The following is a 20,873-nucleotide window of genomic DNA, read 5'->3' as shown; positions in this document are numbered from 1 at the left end:
TCGCACAGACGTCAGAACGGTACGCGGACGCCGAAGCCTTCCGAGCGCGCCCGCTCGACCAAATGCCATGCGCAGGCCAGATCCTGCACGATCGAACCGAGCGACTTGTACGCGGTGACGTCGGCGTCCGACGTGCGGCCCGCAAGGTCGCCGGCGAGCACCGCGCCGATGTCGCCGAGCACGTGGTCGTCGCCGACGAGCCCGGCTTCCTTCGCGCGCAGGAATTCCGCACCTTGCCGCAGCACGCCTTCGCGATGGTCGGCGAAGAAGCGCGCGCGCACGACGACGTCATGGTCGACTTCGACCGGCCCAGCGCGGCTCGACCCGACGAGATTCAGATGCGTGCCGGGTGCGATCCAGTCGCCGAGCAGGATCGGTTCGGCGGCGGCCGTGGTCGTGCAGACGATGTCGGCGCCGTCGACCGCGTCGCGTACGTTCGCGGCGGCGGATACGGCGAGACCGGTGTGCGCGCCGACGCGCGCGGCGAAGTCGGCCGTGCGTTCCGGCGAGCGGCCCCACACGCGCACGCCGGCGATGTCGCGCACGCAGGCCATCGCGACGACGTGCCGTTCGGCCTGTTCGCCGTAGCCGAGCACGGCGAGCCGTGCGGCGTCGCGGCGCGCGAGCGCGTCGGTTGCGAGCGCCGACGCCGCGGCGGTGCGGATCGCCGTGATTTCTCCGGCATGCACGAGCGCGACCGGCGCGCCGTCGGCCGGATCGAACAGCGCGACGACGCCCTGGTGCGACTGCTTGCCCTGATGGAAATTTTCCGGATACACCGAAATGAGCTTCGCGCCGAACGCCTCGCCGACGCCGAGCGCGCCGGGCATCACGCCGAACGCGCGGCCGGCGTCGAGGTCGACGATGCCGCGCAGCAGCTGGCGCGTCTGTCCGCGAGCGAGCGCGATCATCGCGGGGCGCAAGAGGTCGATGCAGGCGCGCATGTCGAGCCGCGCGCGCACGGTTTCCCCATCGATCAGAATCACGGCGTCGCTCCGGCGCTTTGTGCGCGTCGCGTCGCGAGCGCGCGGAACAACCGCACGAGCAGGCCCGCGTTGATCACCATGATCACGCCGTAGATCGTCGGCGTGATCGCGAGCGCGATGTCTTTGAGCACCGACAGCGACAGGAACGTCGCCATCGTCGCGTTGTGAATGCCCACCTCGATCGCTACCGTCAGCGTGTCGTTGCGATCGAGCGACAACCCGCGCGCGATGACGAGGCCGACGCCCATGCTCGCGGCGTTCAGCACGAACGCGGCCGGGCCGGCGTACAGCAGGTTGTCGAGCACGAGCTGCGCGCTCACCGCGACCGAGAACGCGATCACCGCGATCAGCACGACGAGCGACGCCGGGCGCAGCCACACGGTCATGCGCGCCGCGGCGGCGGGCCGCCACGCGCGGATCGCCATGCCGAGCGCGACCGGCATCAGCGTCATCTGCGCGAGCTGCAGCATCGTCTTCGGCACCGACAGCGGCGGGATCTCGCCGGCGACGAAGTAGTGCGTCAGCGCCCAGTTGAGCAGCAGCGGAATCGTGAAAACCGTGACGAGGCTCGACGCGGTCGTGAGCACGACCGCGAGCGCGACGTTGGCCTTCGCCGCGTAAGTGATCGCGTTCGACGTGATGCCGCCGGGGCAGATCGCGAGGATGAACAGGCCCGTCGCCATTTCCGGCGGCAGCCGGAACAGCCATGCGACGGCGATCGCGAGCGGCGGCAGCAGCACGAGCTGGCCGGCGAGACCGCCGAACACCGCGCGCGGATTGCGCGCGACCTCGCGGAAGTCGTTCGCGGTCAGCGACAGGCCCATGCTGAACATGATCGCGACGAGCCCGATCGGCACGACCGCGGTGTTGACCAGTGCGACGATCTCGTTCGGCATCACGCGCCCCACACGGTCGTGGCGTAGCGCACGAAGTTGCCGCCGAGAATCTTCTCGATGCGCGCGTCGGAGTGGCCGCGTTTGGCCAGGCGGTCGGCGAGATCGAAGAACTGGTTGACGCCGCGCAGGTCCACCGCGAACGGCAGCGTGTGCGGCCCTTCGCCCTTCGCGCCGATGCCGGCCTTCTTGCGCGCCTCGACGGCTTCGGCCAGTTCCTTGCGATAGCCGTCGAGATCGTCGATCGAAACGACCGTGCCGTCGGTACCGATGCCGACCGCGTCCTCGCCGCAGGTTTTCACCGCGTGCTCGATGTGCGCGACCACGTCGTCGGCGGTCACGATGCCGCCGGCGTCGAGGAACGGCATGAAATAGATGCCGACGAAGCCGCCCTTGTCGGCGACGAGTTTCAATTCCTCGTCGGTCTTGTTGCGCGGCAGGTCCACGAGCGCGCGACAGCCGGTGTGGTTGATCGAAATCGGCTGTCTGGAAACCCGCGCGGCTTCGAGGCAGGTTTTTTCGCCGCTGTGCGACAGGTCGACCATCACGCGGTTGTCGTTCAGACGCGCGACCGCCTCGCGGCCGAACGGCGTCAGCCCGCGGTTCTCGGGTGCCATCGCGCCGTCGCCGAGCGTGTTCGCCGGGTTGTAGGTCAGTTGCACGATGCGCACGCCGAGATCGGCGAAGACGTCGACGCGCTCGAGGTTGTCGCCGAGCTGCACCGCGTTCTGGAAGCCGTAGATGACGCCGATGCGGCCTTCGCGCTTGGCCTGGGCGATATCGCCGGCGCGCAGCACCTTGACGAGGTCGGCCGACGTATCGCGAATCAGCCGGTCGTACAGCGCGATGTCGGAAACGCTGCGTTCGAACGGATCGCCGGGGCCGGCGACGAAGCCGATCGTCCAGTTCACGGCGGTCAGGCCCGACGCGTGGGCGTCTTTCAGCGCGCGCGCGTCGAGCGACAGGCGCTCGCGCTTCGCCTGCTTCATGCCGGCCGGATCGGTGCCCGGGCGCTCGACGTTCGGGTTGTCGAGCGCGCCGAGTGCGTTGACGACGATCGCGTTGCGCCAGCGCGCCGACGGCGCCGGTTCGGCCGCGAATGCGCCGGGTGCCGCGGCGACGGTTGCCGCTGCGGCGGCGAGCGTGAGAAAGCGGCGGCGGTCGAAACCGCCGGTCGGGTCTTGCGTCATGTCGTGCCCCAAAGGTCGAGATGCCCCTGTCCGAGATTACCCCGCGGACGGGCGGCTGCCTGGGCCGAAAGTGCCGGTCGCGGCAACGGATTCGCAATTTTCGAGCAATGTGCCGCAGCGGTTTGTTTCCCAAGGCATTTGCCGTTTATCCACAACCCCTGTGGATAACCTTGTGGACGAACGGCCGGAAGAGGCCCGCAGAGCGCGTCCTGACGGGCCTTCGCTCGGCTTGACTAATCTTTGAGCAATCTGTCTTAGTTCTTATTATTCAACAACTTGCGTTGTCAGAATTGGACAAATTCAGGCGTTGGACAGCCTCCGTGACAGTTTCGCGACGCGCGCTCGGGGCCTGTGCAAAACCCTTGACAGCGGGCCCGGTTCGCGGTCAACCGCTTCGCTGTTGGGTTTGCCCGATGTCAACCGGTATGGTGGCCGCGCGTTGAGGGCTGCGACGACGCGGAATCGGATCGACAAATGCTGGAGAATCGCGTTCGAACCGACGGACAACCCTGGATGCCCGTAGAAACGCAAGAGCTCGCCGACGGGCGGGCGGCGCTGGATCGGTTCCTGCGCGGCGTCGAGCGCCGCGCGCTGCGCATGGCCGAACTGACGACCGGCCAGCGCGACGAGGCGCTCGATCTCGTGCAGGACGCGATGCTGGCGTTCGTACGCAACTATGCCGACAAGCCGGCAGCCGAATGGCCGCCGCTGTTTCATCGCGTGCTCGACAGCCGCATGACCGACTGGCACCGCCGCCAGCAGGTGCGCGGTCGATGGATCGGCGCGTGGTTCGGCCGGCGCGACGACGACGACGCGGGCGATCCGCTGGCCGAGGCGCCGGACCTGCGCGAACCCGGACCGCTGGCGCGTCTCGTCGACGCCGACGCCGGTGCCGCGCTCAACGGGGCGCTCGCGGCGTTGCCGCTGCGCCAGCGTCAGGCGTTTCTGCTGCGCGTCTGGGAAGGACTCGACGTCGCCCAGACGGCCAATGCGATGCGCTGCGGCGAGGGCAGCGTGAAAACCCATCTGTGGCGCGCGCTGAACGCTTTGCGCAGCGCGCTGGAGGAACATCAATGAACGCCCGTGACGACCGGCGCGACGACGCGCCGCCCGAATGGACCGCGCAGGCGCGCGAGCTGCTCGATGCGTCGGCCGACGCGCTCGACGGCGCGACGGCCTCGCGCCTGAACCGCGCGCGCCAGCGTGCGCTCGCCGCGCGCGCCCGGCCCGCCCGCCGCTGGTGGCTGCCGGCGGGCGCCGCGACCATGGCGTCGGTGCTGCTGGCGCTCGTCGTGGTCAATCCGCTGACGCGGCCGGCGCCGGAGCCGGCGATCGCCGTGCCTGCGCTCGCGGCCGGCGGCGCCGACGACGCGGAACTCATCGTCGCCGACGACAATCTCGAACTCGCGCAGGACCTGGAGTTTTACGCATGGCTCGACGCCGAAGACGAGCACAATGGCTGATCCTCGTGCTGATGCTCGGCACGCTGCAGGCGACCGCGGGCGGCAACGCGCCGGCGCAGGATCCGAACGACCAAAATCCGTCGGTGCCGTCGGCCGACCTTCTGATGTTTCTCGCCGACTTCGACGACAGCGACGGCGAAGTGCTCGATCGCGCCGAAATGGCGGCCGCCGAGCAGCATGAGCGGCCCGCGGACACGAAGCAGGACGACGATGACTAAGCGCAACCGACTGTTGGCGGCCGTTCTGGGCGTGCTCGTCGCGGGCGCGTCGAACGCGCAACCGCCGCCACCGACACCGACCGAGCCGATTCCGTTCGCGAGCCTGAGCGCGCTGGAGCGTTCGCAGCTCGCCGAGTTCAAGGACGTCTGGGATACCTTGCCGCCGCCCAGGCAGGATCGGCTGCGCCGCGGCGCCGAGCGCTGGGCGTCGATGACGCCCGAGCAGCGCGCGCAGGCGGCCGAGCGTTTTCGCCGCTGGCAGTCGCTGCCGCCGGAGAAGCGCGAGGAAATCCGTCAGCGTTTCGAGCATTTCCGGTCGCTGCCGCCCGAACAGCAGCGCAGCATTCGCGAAAGCTTCCGTCAATTCCGTTCGCTGCCGCCGGACGAGCGCGAGCGCCTGCGCAAGCAGTACGAGGGCATGTCGCCGGACGAGCGTCGCGCGTTCCTGCGCGGTGCGGGCGAGCAGCGCCGGGCGATGATGAAGGATCGCTGGCTCGAGTCGGTACCGGAAAACGAGCGTGCGGCGTCGAGCGCGATGTTCGACGCCTTCGCGCCCGAGGACCGCCGAGCGTTCATGCGCACGCTGCGCGACGCGCAGACGCCGGCCGAGCGCGATGCGATTCGCCGCGAGCTGTTGGCGCTGGCGCCGGACGCGCGCACGCAGCGGCTCCGGCAGATCGCGCCGCCGCCGCGCTTTCCGCCGCCGCCGCCGCGGGAGTAGTCGGCTCAGACACGCTCAGAAAAACCACTTTGACATACGCCGACGCACTCTGAATCTTCCGAGGCGCCGATGCGCCAGTTTCCGATTCCCATACGCCGCGGGTCGCGTTTAGCGTCGATGTCGCGTCGGCTCGACGCGTCACGGATGGCGTCATGGAATTGCAGGAAGCTTCGTGGTTTCGGCGGCGTTGCAAGATCGCCGGGGGATTCAACGCACTGCTGATCCTGTCGCTCGCCGCACACGCACAATCCCCACCCGATCCGCTCGTCCTGCGCGGCAGCGCAAGCGTCCCGGCCTACGTCGAATACGACAAAAAGGTGCGCGCCTCCGAGCAGCTGAAGCACCGCGGAATCGTGCCCGTGTGAGGGGCCGCCGCCGCCGCGATGCGGCGAGTGAGCGGCAATGATCTATGTAGCCGCACCCGGTCCAGCCTCATGAATCGTCGCTTCAGCGAGTTTGTGCTGTCGCGAAGGGGTTATTCGAGGTGCCCGCAAGAGATCTATATTTTCCAGTATCGTCAGCGATGGGCGAAATGATGATGTCGAAGCTAGCCTATCAGTCAATGATTCTCGGCGCGCCGGAAATCTCAGTAACATCGCACGGGAAGTGGTGGATATTCCGCTCATCGATCGATTGGATTGCCAAACGACCGCAGCCTGCTTCTGAAGTTTTCACGGCAATAGTTCCCTGCCCAGAGGATGGTCCAAACTCCCATCGCTATGAAATCGTCGTGGCGGCGTTCGCCAACGCCTACGTGTCGATCGGCAAAGACGGCGAGAAGATTTCGCGTGGCGATGTCGAAGGAATTTTGGGCGCGTTGGAAAAAAATGACAGGCTTCGCTTTCCCGATGGTCGTGTGTTGGCAGTTCGACTTGACGAATGAGTCAAGTTCTATTGGAGCACGGGCGGTTTTTGGTCGTCCGTCCCCTTCATGGAGGCGATCGAGACAATGCCGCAGGCAGAATCCTGGACATCCAAGGTTTGCAGCGGAAGCTGGACGCCCGGAATCTCTTCGCCCAATAACATTGGAGGCCGGTCTATGAAAACGCTCGAGCTTACGGAATGGCGTCCCGGACTAAAAACCGTCTCATTAATAAAAGCCGTGCACACATATGCCTGCCGATCCCTGTCGGAAGCAAAAAACGACGTCGAACGCTTTCTCGATGGCGAGACAATCGTGCTTGAGTTCCTGACGGAACAGTCAAGGGAAGCGTTTCGCAGCAAGGCAGTCGAGCTTGGGGTGAGCGTTCGATAGGCTGCCGCATAATTTCCCGGAAGCTGGACGCCCGGAATCTCTTGGGAGAGTGGCAACAACCAGAAATCCGGGCATCCAGAATCGCCCTGGCCGTGCGACGGCCGACTTATGCCGAACGTATCTGCGGTGCCTGGTTTTCAACGCGCAACACCCGCCGCGCCGCCGCGAAGCGCCCGCCGAACCGCGCGACGCCTTCTTCGCGCAGACGCGGCGCGTGTTCGGCGAGGTAGCGCGCGAGCGCCGCCTCGTCGGCGAGCCGGTACGCGACGACGAGCGATACGCGGCCTTGCGCCGGCGCCGGATCGAGCCGCGTCGCGAGGCTCGCGCCGGCGAAGCCCGGCAGCGCGAGAATCTCGTCGATGTGCGCGCCGAGCCATGCGCGGTATTCGACCGCGACATCGGCGTCGATTTCGAGATCGACCTCGTAGACGATCATCGCGCGGCGATCACGACGCGATCGCGAGGCTCGCGACCGCCGCGATGGCGACCGCGGTCGAAATCAGCACCGTGTAGCAGATGCCGATCGCGCCGAACTTCAGCGTCGTCATGATCCAGCCCTGCCGGTATACGCGCTTCTGCATCAGGAAGAGGTACACGGGAACCCACACGCCCAGGCAGGACATGATCCAGCCCGCCGGCACGGCGATCGACGGCACCCACGTCTTGACGAGGCCCAGCGCGCTCACGATCAGCAGCGAGAACGAAATGAACGCGTGGCTGTGCAGCGCGACGATCAGGTGCTCCATGTACAGGCGGCGCTTGAAAATATAGAAAATCTTCAACAGCACCGCGAACAGCGGCATCATCACGAACAGCGTCTGCGGCAGCACGTTGAGCACGCCGGCGGCGAGGCGCTTAGGGTCGCGGATGCCGCGGCGCAGATTGTCGCGCGCGTTGCTCGCCATCTGGTTGAGCTTGGCGTTGCCGGCGTCGGGCAACCAGTCGAACTTGATCGGGTTGTCCTTCGCGTCCCAGGGTTTGCCGTTGAAGCTCAGGTCTTCCTCGCCCTTGTCGATCGCCTCGCTGATGAACGGCGGCAGCGGCAGGTTTTTCGCCTTCGCCTCGTCGGCGCGCAGGATCCAGTCGGCGCGAACGCGCGCGCGCTTGCGCAGTTCCTCGCGTCCGGCTTCGAGTCCGGCGAGGCCGGCTTCGAGGCCCGCGCGTCCGGGTCCGCCGGCCTTGATCTGCTCGGCCATTTCGGCGCGCGCCTTGTCGAGCTCGGCCATCTGCTCGTCGAGCTGCTTCTGCAGCTCGGACTGCGTCTGCGCGCGGTCGATCGCGCTGTCGTCGACGTTGAGCTTCCAGCCTTCGGGCGAGCTCTGGTCGAGGTACCACTGCACGGTGAAGAACGCGACCACGGTCATGAAGAAGAACAGCCGGAACGGCGTGACGTAGCGCGTCCGGCGGCCGGCGAAGTAGTCGTTCGTGAGCCGGCCGGGCCGGAACAGCAGCGGGCCGACCGTGCGCAGGATGCGCGAGTCGATGTTCAGCACGCTGTCGACAACGTCGGCCATGATGCCCGACAGCGGACGGATCATGCCCTTCCTCGGCTGGCCGCAGGAATGGCAGTAGTCGCCCTGCAGCGGCGCGCCGCAGTTCGGGCAGGGCAGCGTCGGTTCGACGGGCGTGGGAGCGGCGGAGTTCATCGGGCTTGCAGCAGTCCTTCGTTTCGCAACCCGTCGATGGTATCGCGGATCAGGATTTCGAGCGGAGGCATGCGATAGTCGAGCTGCGCCTCGGCCTTGCGGCAGTCCACCCTGAGGTTGTGGCTCGTCAGCGCGACCGCCTCGGGCGTCAGTGCCGGCGCGCGCCGCGTCACGTAGCTCGCGAGTTCGGAAAGCTTCGCGTAGGCCTTGAGCAGTCCGAGCGGCATCGCGCGCTTCGGCGCCGGGCGGCCCAGTTCCGCGGCGATGCGCCCGATCAGGTCGAGAAAGGTCGCCTGCGCGCCGCCGAGCAGCCACGACTCGCCGTTGCCGGGGTGGCGCCACGCGGCGACGTGTGCGCGCGCGACCTCGCGCACGTCGGCGAACGCGCCGGCGCCCGGCGGCGCGCCCGGCAGCTTGCCGCTGTCGATCATCAGAAACAGCCGCGCCCAGCCGCGCCGGTCGCCCGGCCCGAGGATGTGCGAGGGGTTGAGGATCGCCGTTTCGAACCAGCCGCTGCGGCCAGCGTCGCGCACGATCAGCTCCGCGGCAGCTTTCGTGCGCTCGTAGTTGATCCACGACTCGATGCCGAGGCGCGGCAGCGCCTCGAACAGCGCCGAGTGCTCGACGCGGCCGAACGCGGCGACCGACGAAGTGTGCACGAAGCGGCGCACGCCGGCGTCGCGCGCTGCGGCGACGAGGTTTGCCGTGCCGGCGACGTTCGTGCGCGTCTGCGCCGCGTTCGCCAATTTCCACGATGACGTATCTGCCGCCATGTGGAAGATGGAATCGGTGTTCGCGCCGAGCGCCGCGGCGAGGCTCGCGCCGTCGGCGAGATCGCCGCGCGCGGTATCGGCGCCGAGATCGCGCAGGCGCGCCTCGCTCGCATCGTCGCGGCACAGCGCGACGACCGCGACGCCCTGATCGACGAGCTGCCGCAGTACGTGCCCGCCGAGAAAGCCGCCGGCGCCGGTCAGCAATACCCGAACCATGCCATCCCCTGCGCGGAGTAAACTACGCCGCCCTGCCTGCGACAGATTGTCGTGATTCTAGCCGTTGACCGCGCGCGTTTGCGCCGCGAACTTTCCGAAACCGTCGTCCTCGCCTTGCCGGTGATCGCCGGGCAGCTGACGGGCGTCGGCATGACCTTCGTCGACGCGATGCTCGCCGGGCACCTCGACGCGCACACGCTCGGTGCCGTGGGCGTCGGCGCGAACACGTACGCGCTCGCCTACGTCTGCGCGCTGGGGCTCATGATGGCGCTGCCGCCGTCGGTCGCGCAGCTCGCCGGCGCGAATCGCCACGGCGAGATCGGTCCGCTGTTCCGCCAGGCGCTGTGGCTTGCGCTCGCGATCGGCGCGGCGCTCGTCGCGGCGCTGTATTTTCTCGGCCCGCGGCTGCTGGGCGCGATCGGCGTCGCGCCGAACCTGCGCGAAGAGACGACCGCGTTCCTGCATGCGGTGGCCTGGGGCGTGCCGGCGGTGACGGGCTATTTCGCGTTGCGCGGCGTCAGCGAAGGCGTGGGCCTGACGCGCCCCAGCATGTATTTCGGCCTGTTCGCGCTGATGCTGCTCGCGCCGATCGGCTACGTGCTGATGTACGGCAGGCTCGGCATCGCGCCGATGGGCGCCGCGGGCGCCGGCGCCGCGACCGCGATCGTGCTGTGGCTGCAGTTCGCGGCGATGCTCGCGTGGCTGTATTTCCGGCCCGAGTACGCGCGCCTGAACCTGTTCGCCGGCTTCGAGCGCCCGCGCGCGGCACCGATCGGCGAGCTTCTGCGCATCGGCGTGCCGATGGGATTTTCGGTGCTGATGGAAGCGGGTCTGTTCGCCACGGCGGCGCTCGCGCTCGCACGGCTCGGCGAAACGACGGCCGCGAGCCATCAGGTGGCGCTGAACGTCGCATCGATCGCGTTCATGATTCCGCTCGGGCTTGCGATGGCGATCACCGTTCGCGTCGGTCATGCGGTCGGCCGCGGCGACGCGAGCGGCGTGCGCTACGCCGGCTTCGTCGGCATCGGCCTCGCGTTCGCGACGCAGGTCGTGGCGACGTCGCTGATGCTGTCGTTTCCGCAGACCATCGTCGGTTTCTACACGTCCGATGCCGCGGTGACCGCGCTCGCGAGCCAGCTTTTGATCCTCGCCGGCATCTTCCAGTTTTCCGACGGTGTGCAGGTGGCGTCGAACGGCGCGCTGCGCGGCCTGAAGGACACGCGCGTGCCGATGGTCATCACGGTGCTGGCGTATTGGGCGGTCGGCATGCCGACCGGCTGGTGGCTCACGTTCGAGGCCGGCTACGGCGCGCGCGGCATGTGGTTCGGCCTGATCGCGGGCCTGTCGGTCGCGGCCGTGTTGCTGTTCGTGCGGTTCTGGCTGCGAACGCGTCACCAAAGTTCGCAGCCGTGAAACCCTTTCGCCCTTTGCGAATTCTTACCGTTTAGGCGCGACAATAGGCCCGTATCCCATCGGCACGAAGCCGGTGCGGCGGCACATTCTGGAGACATCGAATCATGTCCGACGGCAAACCGGGTTTCATCCGGCGCTTCTTCGGCGGCATCTGGGCCGCGGTGAATTTCACGCGCAGGCTCGTTCTCAACGCGATCTTCGTGATCCTTCTCGTATTGTTCCTGTCGGTGCTGTTCGCCAAGGCGCCGCTCCTTGCGCCGCGCACGGCGCTCGTGATCGACCCGAAGGGCGAGATCGTCGAGCAGTACCGCAGCGATCCCGAATCGCGCGCGCTGTCGGGTTTTCTCGGCGACGAAGTGAAGGAGGTGCAGCTGCGCGACCTGCTGCACGTCATCGACACTGCGGCAAAAGATACGAATATAGAACGCATCGTGCTGATTCCCGACGAGCTGACCGGCGCGGGCCTCGCCACGCTCACCGAAATCGGCGCGGCGCTCGAACGCTTCCGCGCGACCGGCAAGGAAGTGATCGCGCTGTCCAACGGCATGACGCAGATGCAGTACTTCCTCGCCGCGCACGCCGACCAGGTGCTGCTGCACCCCGACGGCGCGGTGCTGCTGCAAGGCTTCGGCAGCTATCGCAGCTACTACAAGGATCTGATCGACAAGCTCGCGATCGACGTGCACCTGTTTCGCGTCGGCGAGTTCAAGTCGGCGGCCGAGCCGTACATTCTCAACGGCGCGTCGAGCGAGGCGCGCGAGGCCGACCTGTACTGGCTCAACGGCTTGTGGCAGACGTGGCTTTCGGAAGTCGGCCAGCGCCGCAAGCTCGAACCGAAGGCGATCCAGAACGGCATCGAGACGCTGCCCGAGACGCTCAAGGCCGCGCAGGGCGATCTTGCCAAGCTCGCGCTGACGTCGAACCTCGTCGACCAGCTCGCCACGCGCGACCAGGCGCGCGAAGTGCTGATCGCCAAGGGCGAGAAGGACGCCGAACTCCACAGCTTCCGCCAGATCGGCTGGCGCGCGTATTTGAATAGCCATCCGCTCGAAGCGATCGGCGATATGCGTCCGGCCGTCGCGATCGTCGTCGCCGAAGGCGAGATCGTCGGCGGCGAGCAGCGCGCCGGCACGGTCGGCGGCGATTCGACCGCCGACCTCATCCGCACCGCGCGCGAGGACGACAAGGTCAAGGCGCTCGTGCTGCGCGTCAATTCGCCGGGCGGCGAAGTGTTCGCGTCCGAACAGATCCGCCGCGAAATCGAGCTGACCAAGACCGCCGGCAAGCCGGTCGTCGTGTCGATGGGCGACGTCGCGGCATCGGGCGGCTACTGGATTTCGATGAACGCCGACGAGATCTACGCGCAGCCCGGCACGATCACGGGCTCGATCGGCATCTTCGGCATGTTCGTCAACGTGCCCGAGACGCTCGCGAAGGTCGGCGTGCATACCGACGGCGTCGGCACGACGTCGTTCGCCGGGGCGTTCGACGTGCGCCGTCCGCTCGATCCCGCGGTCGGCACGGTCATCCAGTCGGTCATCGACAAGGGCTACCGCGACTTCATCGGCCGCGTCGCCGCCGCGCGCGGCAAACAGCCGAACGAGATCGACCAGATCGCGCGCGGTCGAGTCTGGAGCGGTCGCCAGGCGCTCGAGCGCGGTCTCGTCGACAAGCTCGGCGGCCTCGACGCCGCCGTCGCGTCGGCGGCCGAGCGCGCCAAGCTCGGCGACTATCAGCAGCGCTACGTCGAAAAGCCGCTCAACGCGTTCGAACAATTCATGCTCGGCTTCAGCGGCAATGCCGCCCTGCAGGCGATCGGCCGCATCGACATGCTGCGTCCGGAGAACGCGCTGCTGCGCGACGCCGACCTGCGTCGTCCGCTCAAACTGCTCGACAACGTCACGGCGGGCAAGCCGGCCGTGTTCGCCTACTGCTTCTGCGATCTGCGCTGATTTCGCCGGCGGCGCCGGCGCGCGTCAGCCGCCGGCGTCGTCGACCTGCTTGCGGCGGTCCTGCGTCGCCTGATCGACCGTGTCCTGCACGGCCTTGGCTTTTTCCAGCGCCTTGAGCTGCGCGTCGATGACCGTCTTCTGCGGCGGGGGCGGCGGGGGCGGGGCGGCGCCGCAGGCGGCGAGCGCGGCGGCGGCGAGGGCGATGGCAAGGTGGCGCATGAGATTCTCCGCAACGGGCTGCGCTAAAGTCTGCGCTTGCGTTGGCTCGCCAACAAGCACGGAAGAGACCCGGTAATGACCACTGCATCACGCTGGCGGCTCGACGGCCACGGCGCGCTCGTGACCGGCGCGAGCAAGGGCATCGGCTACGCGTGCGCGCGCGAGCTGCTCGGCCTCGGCGCCGACGTATTGATGGTCGCGCGCGACGAGGCGCATCTGGAGCAGGTGAGCGCCGAACTCGCCGACGAGTTTCCCGACGGCCGCATCGAGACGTTCGCCGGCGACCTGTCGCAGCACGAGCAAAGGCTGGAACTGTTCGACTGGGTCGCCGATCTCGACGCGAACCTGTCGGTGCTCGTCAACAACGTCGGCACGAATGTGCGCAAGCCGACGCTCGACTACACCGAAGCCGAAGTGCGGTTTCTGATCGACACCAATCTCGTCAGCGCGTTCGAGATCTGCCGCCTCGCGCATCCGCTGCTCGCCGAACACGGCAGCGCGGCGATCGTCAACGTGGGGTCGGTATCGGGCCTTGCGCACGTGCGCACCGGCTCGCCGTACGGCATGACCAAGGCCGCGCTGCACCAGCTCACGCGCAATCTTGCGTGCGAGTGGGCGCAGGACGGCATCCGCGTCAACGCCGTCGCGCCGTGGTACATCCGCACGCAGCGCTCGGAGCCGGCGCTGGCCGATCCGGAATACCTCGAAGAAGTGCTCGACCGCACGCCGATGCGCCGCATCGGCGAACCCGAGGAAGTGGCCGCGGCCGTCGCGTTTCTGTGCCTGCCGGCGGCGAGCTATGTGACGGGTGAATGCATCGCTGTGGACGGCGGGTTTTTGCGCTACGCGTTCTAATGCACGACCGCTGTGGATAGAGGGGCGGGCAAGCCTGTGGATGAATCGCTGCAGGCGTTGCGGTGCAACGCTTTCGCACGATCTGCCGAACTTTCGGCAGCGGGCGCGCGGCTATCCACAGGGCCTGTGGACAACCGTGGTGACAAGTCTGTGGGCAGCCGCCGCAGCGCGAGCGGCGACGCGGGTGCGGCACGGTTTGCTCAGATTTTCGCCAGGCGCGTTTCTGCGAAAGATATTTGTATCCAATTGAACTCGCGGCGCGCCGCGACGGCGGTTACCCACAGCGCCTGTGGAAAGAGTGTCTGACAAGCCTGTGGATGAATCGCTGCAGGCGTTGCGGCGCAACGCTCTCGCACGGTTTGCCGAAACTTTCGCCAGCGCCGCGCGACTATCCACATGCCCTGTGGACAACCCTGGTGACAAGTCTGTGGGCTGCCGTCGCATCGCCAGCGGCGGCGCGGGTGCGGCACGGTTTGATCAAACTTTGGTCACGCGCGCCGATGTCGCGCGGACATCGCGCGATTGCACAAAGCAAAAAATTTTCGACGTGCTTATCCACAGCCGCTGTGGACAAACGTCGGGAGAAGCCTGTGGATGAAACGCTGCGGGCCGCGCCGCGCAACGGTTCCGCTCGGATCGCTCGAATTATCGACAGCCGGCCAGCGCCTGCTCGAGCGCGGCCTCGCGCGCCTCGAGCGTCGCGCGTTCGGCCTTGAACGCGTTGCGCTGGCGGCTGCGGTTGTCGCCGATCTCCTTGCGGCGCATGGCGCACGCGGCGGCATCGGACAGACGCCGGCATTCGTCCTGCACCGTGACGTAGGCGCCGGCCAGTGCGTTCGATCCGGTCGGCGCCGACACCGACGGCCGGTTCATGCCCGGCGCCGACAGGCCGCTCGATCGCGCGGTGTCGTTCAACGTGCGCGGCGGCCAGCCGAGCGCGCCGAGCGGTGCGAGGTACGGCTGCGTGACACCGGTCTCGCTCATGTAGCCGTCGCCGTTGACCGCGTTCGTGCAGGCGTACAGCGGCGCGACCGGCACGCGCTGCGGCGGCGGCGCGGCGGGTGCCGGCGGCGCTTCGGGCTTCGTCTCGACCGCCGCGGGCGCGGGCGGCGGACCCGGCGGCGGCTTCTCGTAGCGGAACGACGAGGCGGCGCTGCCGGCCGGGCAGGGGCGATCCTGGAACGCGACGCGGCCGGTCGCGTCGACGCAGCGATAGCCGGTTTCGGCGTGCGCCGCGCCCGCCGCGACGAGCAGCAGCGCGAGAAGCCCTGGGCGAACATGGCGGCGCATGCCGGCGATCTTAGCGCGAACCGACTTGCGGCTCTTGCGCGCGACGCGCCGTTGCCGCGATCTTGCGCGTTCGCCCCGACGGAGTCCGACATGCCCGCGTTCGCCGATTTCTTTTCCGACACCAAGACCCGGCCGACCGCGGCCATGCGCGCCGCGATGGCGAATGCCGAGGTCGGCGACGAGCGCGCCGGCGAAGATCCGACGGTCAATCGCCTCGTCGAGCGCTGCGCCGCGCTGCTCGGCAAATCGGCCGCGGTGTACCTGCCGTCCGGCACGATGTGCAACGAGATCGCCGTGGCGGTGCATTGCCGGCCCGGCGACGAAGTGCTGTGCGACGCGACGTCGCACCTGATCGGCTACGAAGGCGGCGGCCCCGCCGCGATCGCCGGCGTCATGCTCAACACGATCGCCGGCGCGCGCGGCATCTACGGCGCGCAGCAGCTGCGCGACAAGCTGCGCCCCGACCGGCCCTATGCGCCGCGGCAGCGGCTGGTCGAAGTCGAGCAGACCGCGAACCTCGGCGGCGGCGCGGTGTGGCCGCTCGCGGCGCTGCGCGAGGTGGCCGACGTTGCGAAGGCGCACGGCCTCGCGACGCATATGGACGGCGCGCGGCTGCTCAACGCGTGCGTCGCGAGCGGCGTCGCCGCGGCCGACTACGCGCAGGGCTACGACTCGGTCTGGATCGACTTCTCCAAAGGCCTCGGCGCGCCGGGCGGCGCGGTGCTCGCCGGCGACGCGGCGTTCATCGCCGAGGCGACGCGGCTGAAATTCCGCTGGGGCGGCGCGATGCGCCAGAGCGGCATCATCGCCGCGGCGTGCGAATACGCGCTCGATCGCCACGTCGAGCGGCTGGCCGACGATCACGCGAACGCGCGCACGCTTGCGCGGGGGATCGGCGAGATCGCGGGGCTTGCGGTCGACGTCGCCGGTGTCGAGACGAATCTCGTCTATTTCGATGTCGTCGACGAACGGTTCGACGCGGCGAGACTGGCCGCCGCGGCGTTCGAACGCGGCGTGCGGTTTTCGGAGATGGGGGCGCGGACGTTGCGCGCGGTGACGCATCTGGATGTCGATGCGGCGGCGGTGGAGAAGGCGTTGTCGGTTCTGCGCGAAATTTTGGCATAGCGATATTTTCTCCCTCTCCCCCACAGACTTGTGGGGGAGAGGGCCGGGGTGAGGGGGTGACGTGTCGGTTCGCGTCGGCGCGGGTTTGTCGCCGCCCCCTCTCCCCCAAGGCGAGCTTGGAGGAGAGGGAGTCGCAAGGTCAGCGCTTGCGCTCCACCCCTACCGGCAGTTCATCAACGCGCCGATATTCCGCCGCCTCGAACATCGCCGGATCGTCGAGATATTCCACCGCCATCGCCGTCGCGTCGTTGCCCCAGAACATCGTGTCGCCGATGCGCAGCGTCGGCACGCCGAACACGCCGTCGGCGAGCGCCTGCTCGGTGTTCGTGCGCAGCGCGTTCTTCACCTGCGGCTCGGCGGTCGCCGTGGCGATGTCGTCGATGCCGAGCTGCTCGGCGAGTCCCGCGAGCGATTCGAGCGTGTCGCCGTCCTTGCCGTCACGCCAGATGTGGCGGTAGATCGCGGCGATCGCGTCCCAGCGGTTGCCGCACGCGATGGCGAGCCGCAGCGACTGCAGCGGATTGAACGGATGCTTCGGCGGAAAGGAGAGCGGCGTGCCTTCGCGCCGCGCGGTCCACTGAATGTGGCGGTACATGAACGTGCGTTTCGCCGGGATCTCGGCCGGGCCGATCTGCCCGACCTTGTCGAGCACCGCGGCGAACAGGATCGGCACCGGCGCGATCGCCACGCGCTCGCGCAGCGCGAGCACCTTCGGCAGCTGCAGGTACGCGAACGGCGAGATGAAATCGAAATACCACGAAACGTGCATGCGCAATCCTTTCAATGTAGCGTTTTGAACGTTTGCGGATCGAACGCGTCGACCTGGATCACTTCGTCGCGCGCGTCGCGGGCGTCGTTCAACAGATCGTACTCGGCCTGCGAAATCACGCCGGCGGCGAGGCCGAGGTCGTCGAGCATGTAGCCCGGCGCGCGGTCGAGCCGGCCGCCGCGCACCGCGTCGCGCAGTTTCGTTTCGACCGGAATCGCACGCACGGCCTTGTCCAGCGCCGCCTCGAGCGCGCCGAGGCCCGGCTCGTCGGCTCGCGGCACGAACACGTCTTCGGTCAGGTTCAGGCGCGCCTCCTTGTCCTCGAGAATATCGCGCGCGACGCGCTGCCCGAGCTTGTCCGACGGCGGCCGGAAGCGCGCGCCGAGCGGAAAGATCAGCGCGCGCAGCGCCCACGCGGCCGGTCGCGCCGGCAGGTTGTCGAGAATGCCGAGCAGCGCTTCCTGGATGCGGTAGAGGCTCGTTTCGACCGACCATTGCACGAGGTTGTAGCGCGCCGTGGTCTTGCCTTCGTCGTGATAGCGCTTGAGCGCCGCGCTCGCGAGATACAGGTACGCGAGCGCGTCGGCGAGGCGGCCGGAAATCTTTTCGCGGCGCTTGAGCGATCCGCCGAGTGTGCCCATCGCGGTATCCGACACGATCGCGAACGCGGCCGAGAAACGCGACAGGTGGCGGTAGTAGCGCGTCGTGTCGATCGCGTCGGGTGCCGCGGCGAGGCGGCTGCCGGTGAACGCGCAGACGAGCGCGCGCACGGCGCGCGTGACGAGAAAATTCACGTGGCCGAACAGCGCCGTGTCGAACGCGGCGAGATCGTTCGCGGCGATGCTTGCGATTTCCTTCTGCACGAACGGATGGCAGCGGATCGCGCCCTGGCCGTAGATGATCATCGAGCGCGTGAGGATGTTCGCGCCTTCTACCGTGATGCCGATCGGCACGGCGTCCCACGCGCGTGCGAGCGAGTTGCGCGGGCCGCGCTGGATCGCGGCGCCCGCGCGAATGTCCATCGCGTCGATCACGACCGCGCGCATGCCTTCGGTCAGATACGCCTTGGCGATCGCCGACAGCACCGACGGCTTCTGGCCGGCGTCGAGCGCGCCGCAGGTGAGCGTGCGCGTCGCGGTCATGAGGTAGTTGAGGCCGGCGATGCGCGCGAGCGGTTCTTCGATGCCTTCGAAGCGGCCGATCGGCGTGTCGAACTGTTCGCGCACCGTCGCATACGCGCCGCAGATGCGCGTGGCCATCTGCGCGGCGCCGACCGAGAGCGCCGGCAGCGAGATCGAGCGGCCCGCGGCGAGCGATTCCATGAGCATGCGCCAGCCTTCGCCGATGCCGGCGCGACCGCCGATGATCGTCGTGAGCGGCACCCACACGTCGCGGCCGACCGTCGGCCCGTTCATGAACGGCACGCCCATCGGATCGTGGCGGTCGCCGATCTCGACGCCCGGCGTCGCGCGCGGAATCAGCGCGCAGGTGATGCCGAGATCTTCTTTGTCGCCGAGCAGCCGGTTCGGATCCTTCAGGCGAAACGCGAGGCCGATCAGCGTCGCGACCGGCGCGAGCGTGATGTAGCGCTTCTTCCACGACAGCCGCATGCCGAGCGTGTCGACGCCGTCGACGACGCGTGTTTCCACGATGCCTTCCGATTGCGTCGCGGCGGCGTCCGATCCGGCCTCCGGACCGGTCAGCGCGAAGCACGGGATTTCCTCGCCGCGTGCCAGGCGCGGCAGCATCGTGCGCTTCTCGTCGTCGCTGCCGTAGTGCAGCAGCAATTCGGCGGGGCCGAGCGAGTTCGGCACCATCACGGTGACGGCGCACGCGACCGACCGCGAAGAAATCTTCGTCACGACGCGCGAATGCATGATGGCCGAGAAGCCGTGGCCGCCGAATTCCTTCGGCACGATCATGCCGAAGAAGCGGTGTTCCTTGAGGAATGCCCAGATGTCCGGCGGCAGGTCGCGCAGCTGCTGCACCTGCCAGTCGTCGAGACGGCGGCACAGTTCTTCGACCGGCCCGTCGAGAAACGCCTGTTCGTCGGGTGCGAGCGGCTGCGGTTTGAAGTCGAGCAGTTCCTGCCAGTGCGGCATGCCGGAAAAGAGCTGCGCGTCCCACCAGACGGTGCCGGCGTCGAGCGCGACGCGTTCGGTGTCGCCGAGCTTGGGCAGCACCTTGGCCATCGTGCGCATCGCCGTGCGCGAGACGAGTCCGCGGCGCAGCGCCGGCAGGCCGAACACGGCGGCGAGCGCGAACAGCACGATCACGACGAGGCGGAACAGGTCCGGCGAATCGACGCCGGCGACGCGCCAGCCGACGAGCCACACGGCGGTGGCCGCGAGCCACGCGAGAAATCCGCGGCCGACGAACGCAATCGCAAGAAATACAAAAAGCGCGAGAATGGCGGTGACGAGCATGATCGCGGTCCGGCAGCGGGCGACGCCTGATTATGCGTCAGCGCGACCGCCTCGGCCTCGGCCGCGCGACACGGCCGAGGTCGTCCGCCGTCAGACGCTCAATGCCAGAACGACAACACCGCGCCGATCAGCGTGAACTGCACGGTGTGGTAGCCGCCGTCGATCAGGAACAGCTTCAGGCTGCGCCGCGCGAACAGATAGTTCATGCCGAAGCTCGACGCGACCCAGCACAGACCCGCCGAAAACCCGGCGCCGACGCCGAGCGCGACCGACGGCCGCGGCCCGAGGAACACGGCGAACATCAGCGCGGCGATCAGCGCCGCGACGAACGCGAGACCGAAGATGCGCGCCATGTTGCCGCGCGCGAGTTCTTCGTCCGACAGCCCCACTTCGCGCTGCCACGCCTTGCCGAACAGCGCCGGCGAATACCACAGGCCGCCGAGCACGAACGCGAGCACCGCCGACAGCAATACGGCCCAGATGTTGAACGGCATACCGGACATGTCTACTCCCCGTTGTTGTTGGTGCGTTGTTGGTGGTGCGGCCAGATTACGAAGACGCCTCGTGCTCGTATTGGAAAAACGTCACCGGACCACGACGCTCGTGGCGTCGGGCCGCGCCTGCTGCGCGAACTGCGCGGGCGACATGCGCGCGAACTGCTGGAAATCGCGAATCAGGTGCGACTGGTCGTAGTAGCCGCAGTCCGCGGCGAGATCGGCCCACGCGCGACCGGCCGACAGGTCGCCGACCGCGCGCTGAAAGCGGTGGATGCGCGCGATGGCCTTGGGCGGCAGGCCGACCTGCGCGCTGAAGACGCCCGTCAGATGCTTGCGGCTGCAGCCGGCTTCGCGCGCGAGCGCCTCGGCGCGTACCTGGCCGCCGGTTTCGGCGATGCGCCGCGTCGCCCAGTGCACGAGCGGGTGGATGCTGCGGCCGGTCATGCAGGTTTCGAGCAGCCAGTCCTCGACGAGGTCGAGGCGCGCGCCGATGTCGGCAAGATCGAGCAGACGTTCGCGCAGTCGTCGCGCCGCGATGCCGATCAGGTCTTCGAGCGGGCCCGTGCGGTTCGCCAGTTCCGACTGGGACCACGGCAGCAGCGACGCCGCGCCCGTGGCGCTGAACGCGACGCCGAGCAGCACGCTGCCGTGCGGCGCCTCGCATTCGATCGGGCCTTCGTACAGGCCCGAAAACCACAGGTCGTCGAACGGCACGCGCACCTCGGGCGGGCCGGGCAGGATCATGTACTGCGGCGCGCCGAGATTGATCAAAAGATAACTTTGCGCACACGGCAGGATGCGGTCGCGCTGGTAAGCCACGCGGCCGGCACCGTGCCAGAACTGCGTGACGTGATGACGCAGCGCCGGATGCGGGCGACGCAACGCGATCGACCACAGGCCGAGTGCGGAATCGTGCCGGTACGTCGTGACGGCGTCGCGTGCGCTCATCTGCCTTCCCCGGGTCGC

At 68.1% G+C, this 20,873-nt stretch carries 23 protein-coding genes; 11 read left to right on the top strand and 12 right to left on the bottom strand.

Features of this window, described 5'->3' with window-relative positions; all coding sequences use genetic code 11:
- Positions 1 to 11: 11 nt before the first annotated feature.
- From OD750_RS14160 to OD750_RS14150, 3 genes are read right to left on the bottom strand one after another with little or no spacing between them, the layout of a single operon-like run.
- Complete coding sequence (locus tag OD750_RS14160; protein WP_263542375.1) at positions 12 to 986, bottom strand: ornithine cyclodeaminase family protein; 975 nt, start codon at positions 984 to 986, stop codon at positions 12 to 14.
- Positions 983 to 1,882, bottom strand: a complete 900-nt coding sequence (locus OD750_RS14155) for a bile acid:sodium symporter family protein (protein WP_263542374.1) — start codon at positions 1,880 to 1,882, stop codon at positions 983 to 985. The genes OD750_RS14160 and OD750_RS14155 overlap by 4 nt, the downstream gene beginning before the upstream one ends.
- Positions 1,882 to 3,069, bottom strand: coding sequence for a dipeptidase (locus OD750_RS14150; RefSeq protein ID WP_263542373.1), 1,188 nt, complete (start codon positions 3,067 to 3,069; stop codon positions 1,882 to 1,884). The genes OD750_RS14155 and OD750_RS14150 overlap by 1 nt, the downstream gene beginning before the upstream one ends.
- A gap of 513 nt (positions 3,070 to 3,582) precedes the next feature.
- On the opposite strand from OD750_RS14150, the gene OD750_RS14145 reads away from it, so the two are divergent.
- The 7 genes from OD750_RS14145 (at position 3,583) to OD750_RS14115 (ending at position 6,726) form a co-directional block, all read left to right on the top strand.
- Positions 3,583 to 4,146 carry an RNA polymerase sigma factor gene (locus OD750_RS14145; protein ID WP_263542372.1) on the top strand — a complete coding sequence of 188 codons (564 nt, stop codon included), beginning with the start codon at positions 3,583 to 3,585 and terminating at the stop codon, positions 4,144 to 4,146.
- Entirely contained in the window at positions 4,143 to 4,532 is a 390-nt protein-coding gene (locus OD750_RS14140) for a hypothetical protein (RefSeq protein ID WP_263542371.1), read from the top strand. Before OD750_RS14145 ends, OD750_RS14140 begins: the two co-directional genes overlap by 4 nt.
- Positions 4,499 to 4,750: a hypothetical protein gene (locus OD750_RS14135; RefSeq protein ID WP_263542370.1), complete on the top strand. Its 252-nt coding sequence runs from the start codon at positions 4,499 to 4,501 to the stop codon at positions 4,748 to 4,750. Before OD750_RS14140 ends, OD750_RS14135 begins: the two co-directional genes overlap by 34 nt.
- Positions 4,743 to 5,471 carry a DUF3106 domain-containing protein gene (locus OD750_RS14130; protein ID WP_263542369.1) on the top strand — a complete coding sequence of 243 codons (729 nt, stop codon included), beginning with the start codon at positions 4,743 to 4,745 and terminating at the stop codon, positions 5,469 to 5,471. The genes OD750_RS14135 and OD750_RS14130 overlap by 8 nt, the downstream gene beginning before the upstream one ends.
- Positions 5,472 to 5,623: 152 nt before the next feature.
- On the top strand, positions 5,624 to 5,836 hold the full coding sequence (locus OD750_RS14125; protein WP_263542368.1) for a hypothetical protein: 213 nt from the start codon (positions 5,624 to 5,626) through the stop codon (positions 5,834 to 5,836).
- Between the two features lie 173 nt (positions 5,837 to 6,009).
- Positions 6,010 to 6,354: a hypothetical protein gene (locus OD750_RS14120; protein ID WP_263542367.1), complete on the top strand. Its 345-nt coding sequence runs from the start codon at positions 6,010 to 6,012 to the stop codon at positions 6,352 to 6,354.
- 156 nt (positions 6,355 to 6,510) lie between these two features.
- A complete protein-coding gene (locus tag OD750_RS14115) occupies positions 6,511 to 6,726 on the top strand; it encodes a hypothetical protein (protein WP_263542366.1) in 216 nt (71 codons plus the stop codon).
- 106 nt (positions 6,727 to 6,832) lie between these two features.
- On the opposite strand, the gene OD750_RS14110 is transcribed toward OD750_RS14115, so the two are convergent.
- The 3 genes from OD750_RS14110 to OD750_RS14100 are packed head-to-tail and all read right to left on the bottom strand — an operon-like array spanning position 6,833 to position 9,361.
- Positions 6,833 to 7,162 carry a DUF4286 family protein gene (locus OD750_RS14110; RefSeq protein WP_263542365.1) on the bottom strand — a complete coding sequence of 110 codons (330 nt, stop codon included), beginning with the start codon at positions 7,160 to 7,162 and terminating at the stop codon, positions 6,833 to 6,835.
- A gap of 10 nt (positions 7,163 to 7,172) precedes the next feature.
- Complete coding sequence (locus OD750_RS14105) at positions 7,173 to 8,372, bottom strand: DUF3667 domain-containing protein (RefSeq protein WP_263542364.1); 1,200 nt, start codon at positions 8,370 to 8,372, stop codon at positions 7,173 to 7,175.
- Complete coding sequence (locus tag OD750_RS14100) at positions 8,369 to 9,361, bottom strand: NAD-dependent epimerase/dehydratase family protein (protein WP_263542363.1); 993 nt, start codon at positions 9,359 to 9,361, stop codon at positions 8,369 to 8,371. The genes OD750_RS14105 and OD750_RS14100 overlap by 4 nt, the downstream gene beginning before the upstream one ends.
- A 51-nt stretch (positions 9,362 to 9,412) precedes the next feature.
- Here OD750_RS14100 and OD750_RS14095 point away from each other — a divergent pair, with 51 nt between their 5' ends.
- Both OD750_RS14095 and sppA read left to right on the top strand, forming a co-directional pair.
- A complete protein-coding gene (locus OD750_RS14095; RefSeq protein WP_263542362.1) occupies positions 9,413 to 10,774 on the top strand; it encodes an MATE family efflux transporter in 1,362 nt (453 codons plus the stop codon).
- Positions 10,775 to 10,878: 104 nt separating this feature from the next.
- The gene (sppA, locus tag OD750_RS14090) at positions 10,879 to 12,726 is read left to right on the top strand and encodes a signal peptide peptidase SppA (protein ID WP_263542361.1); all 1,848 of its coding nucleotides are present in this window, start codon (positions 10,879 to 10,881) and stop codon (positions 12,724 to 12,726) included.
- A gap of 24 nt (positions 12,727 to 12,750) precedes the next feature.
- On the opposite strand, the gene OD750_RS14085 is transcribed toward sppA, so the two are convergent.
- Complete coding sequence (locus tag OD750_RS14085; protein ID WP_263542360.1) at positions 12,751 to 12,945, bottom strand: hypothetical protein; 195 nt, start codon at positions 12,943 to 12,945, stop codon at positions 12,751 to 12,753.
- A gap of 75 nt (positions 12,946 to 13,020) precedes the next feature.
- On the opposite strand from OD750_RS14085, the gene OD750_RS14080 reads away from it, so the two are divergent.
- A complete protein-coding gene (locus OD750_RS14080; RefSeq protein WP_263542359.1) occupies positions 13,021 to 13,800 on the top strand; it encodes an SDR family oxidoreductase in 780 nt (259 codons plus the stop codon).
- A gap of 645 nt (positions 13,801 to 14,445) precedes the next feature.
- Here OD750_RS14080 and OD750_RS14075 read toward each other — a convergent pair.
- Positions 14,446 to 15,090 (bottom strand): DUF4124 domain-containing protein, encoded by a 645-nt coding sequence (locus OD750_RS14075; RefSeq protein ID WP_263542358.1) that lies wholly within the window; start codon positions 15,088 to 15,090, stop codon positions 14,446 to 14,448.
- 90 nt (positions 15,091 to 15,180) lie between these two features.
- Here OD750_RS14075 and OD750_RS14070 point away from each other — a divergent pair, with 90 nt between their 5' ends.
- Positions 15,181 to 16,215 carry a threonine aldolase family protein gene (locus OD750_RS14070; protein WP_263542357.1) on the top strand — a complete coding sequence of 345 codons (1,035 nt, stop codon included), beginning with the start codon at positions 15,181 to 15,183 and terminating at the stop codon, positions 16,213 to 16,215.
- A 139-nt stretch (positions 16,216 to 16,354) separates the two neighbouring features.
- Here OD750_RS14070 and OD750_RS14065 read toward each other — a convergent pair whose 3' ends face one another.
- The 4 genes from OD750_RS14065 to OD750_RS14050 form a co-directional block, all read right to left on the bottom strand.
- Positions 16,355 to 16,984, bottom strand: coding sequence for a 2-hydroxychromene-2-carboxylate isomerase (locus OD750_RS14065; protein WP_263542356.1), 630 nt, complete (start codon positions 16,982 to 16,984; stop codon positions 16,355 to 16,357).
- A gap of 11 nt (positions 16,985 to 16,995) precedes the next feature.
- Positions 16,996 to 19,410: an acyl-CoA dehydrogenase gene (locus tag OD750_RS14060; protein ID WP_263542355.1), complete on the bottom strand. Its 2,415-nt coding sequence runs from the start codon at positions 19,408 to 19,410 to the stop codon at positions 16,996 to 16,998.
- Positions 19,411 to 19,508: 98 nt separating this feature from the next.
- The gene (locus OD750_RS14055; protein ID WP_263542354.1) at positions 19,509 to 19,913 is read right to left on the bottom strand and encodes a DUF1761 domain-containing protein; all 405 of its coding nucleotides are present in this window, start codon (positions 19,911 to 19,913) and stop codon (positions 19,509 to 19,511) included.
- Positions 19,914 to 19,994: 81 nt separating this feature from the next.
- On the bottom strand, positions 19,995 to 20,855 hold the full coding sequence (locus OD750_RS14050) for a helix-turn-helix domain-containing protein (RefSeq protein WP_263542353.1): 861 nt from the start codon (positions 20,853 to 20,855) through the stop codon (positions 19,995 to 19,997).
- Positions 20,856 to 20,873 lie beyond the last annotated feature (18 nt).

This window comes from Tahibacter soli (assembly GCF_025717065.2).
Lineage (GTDB): Bacteria > Pseudomonadota > Gammaproteobacteria > Xanthomonadales > Rhodanobacteraceae > Tahibacter > Tahibacter soli.
This window is presented reverse-complemented; position numbering and strand designations above follow the sequence as displayed.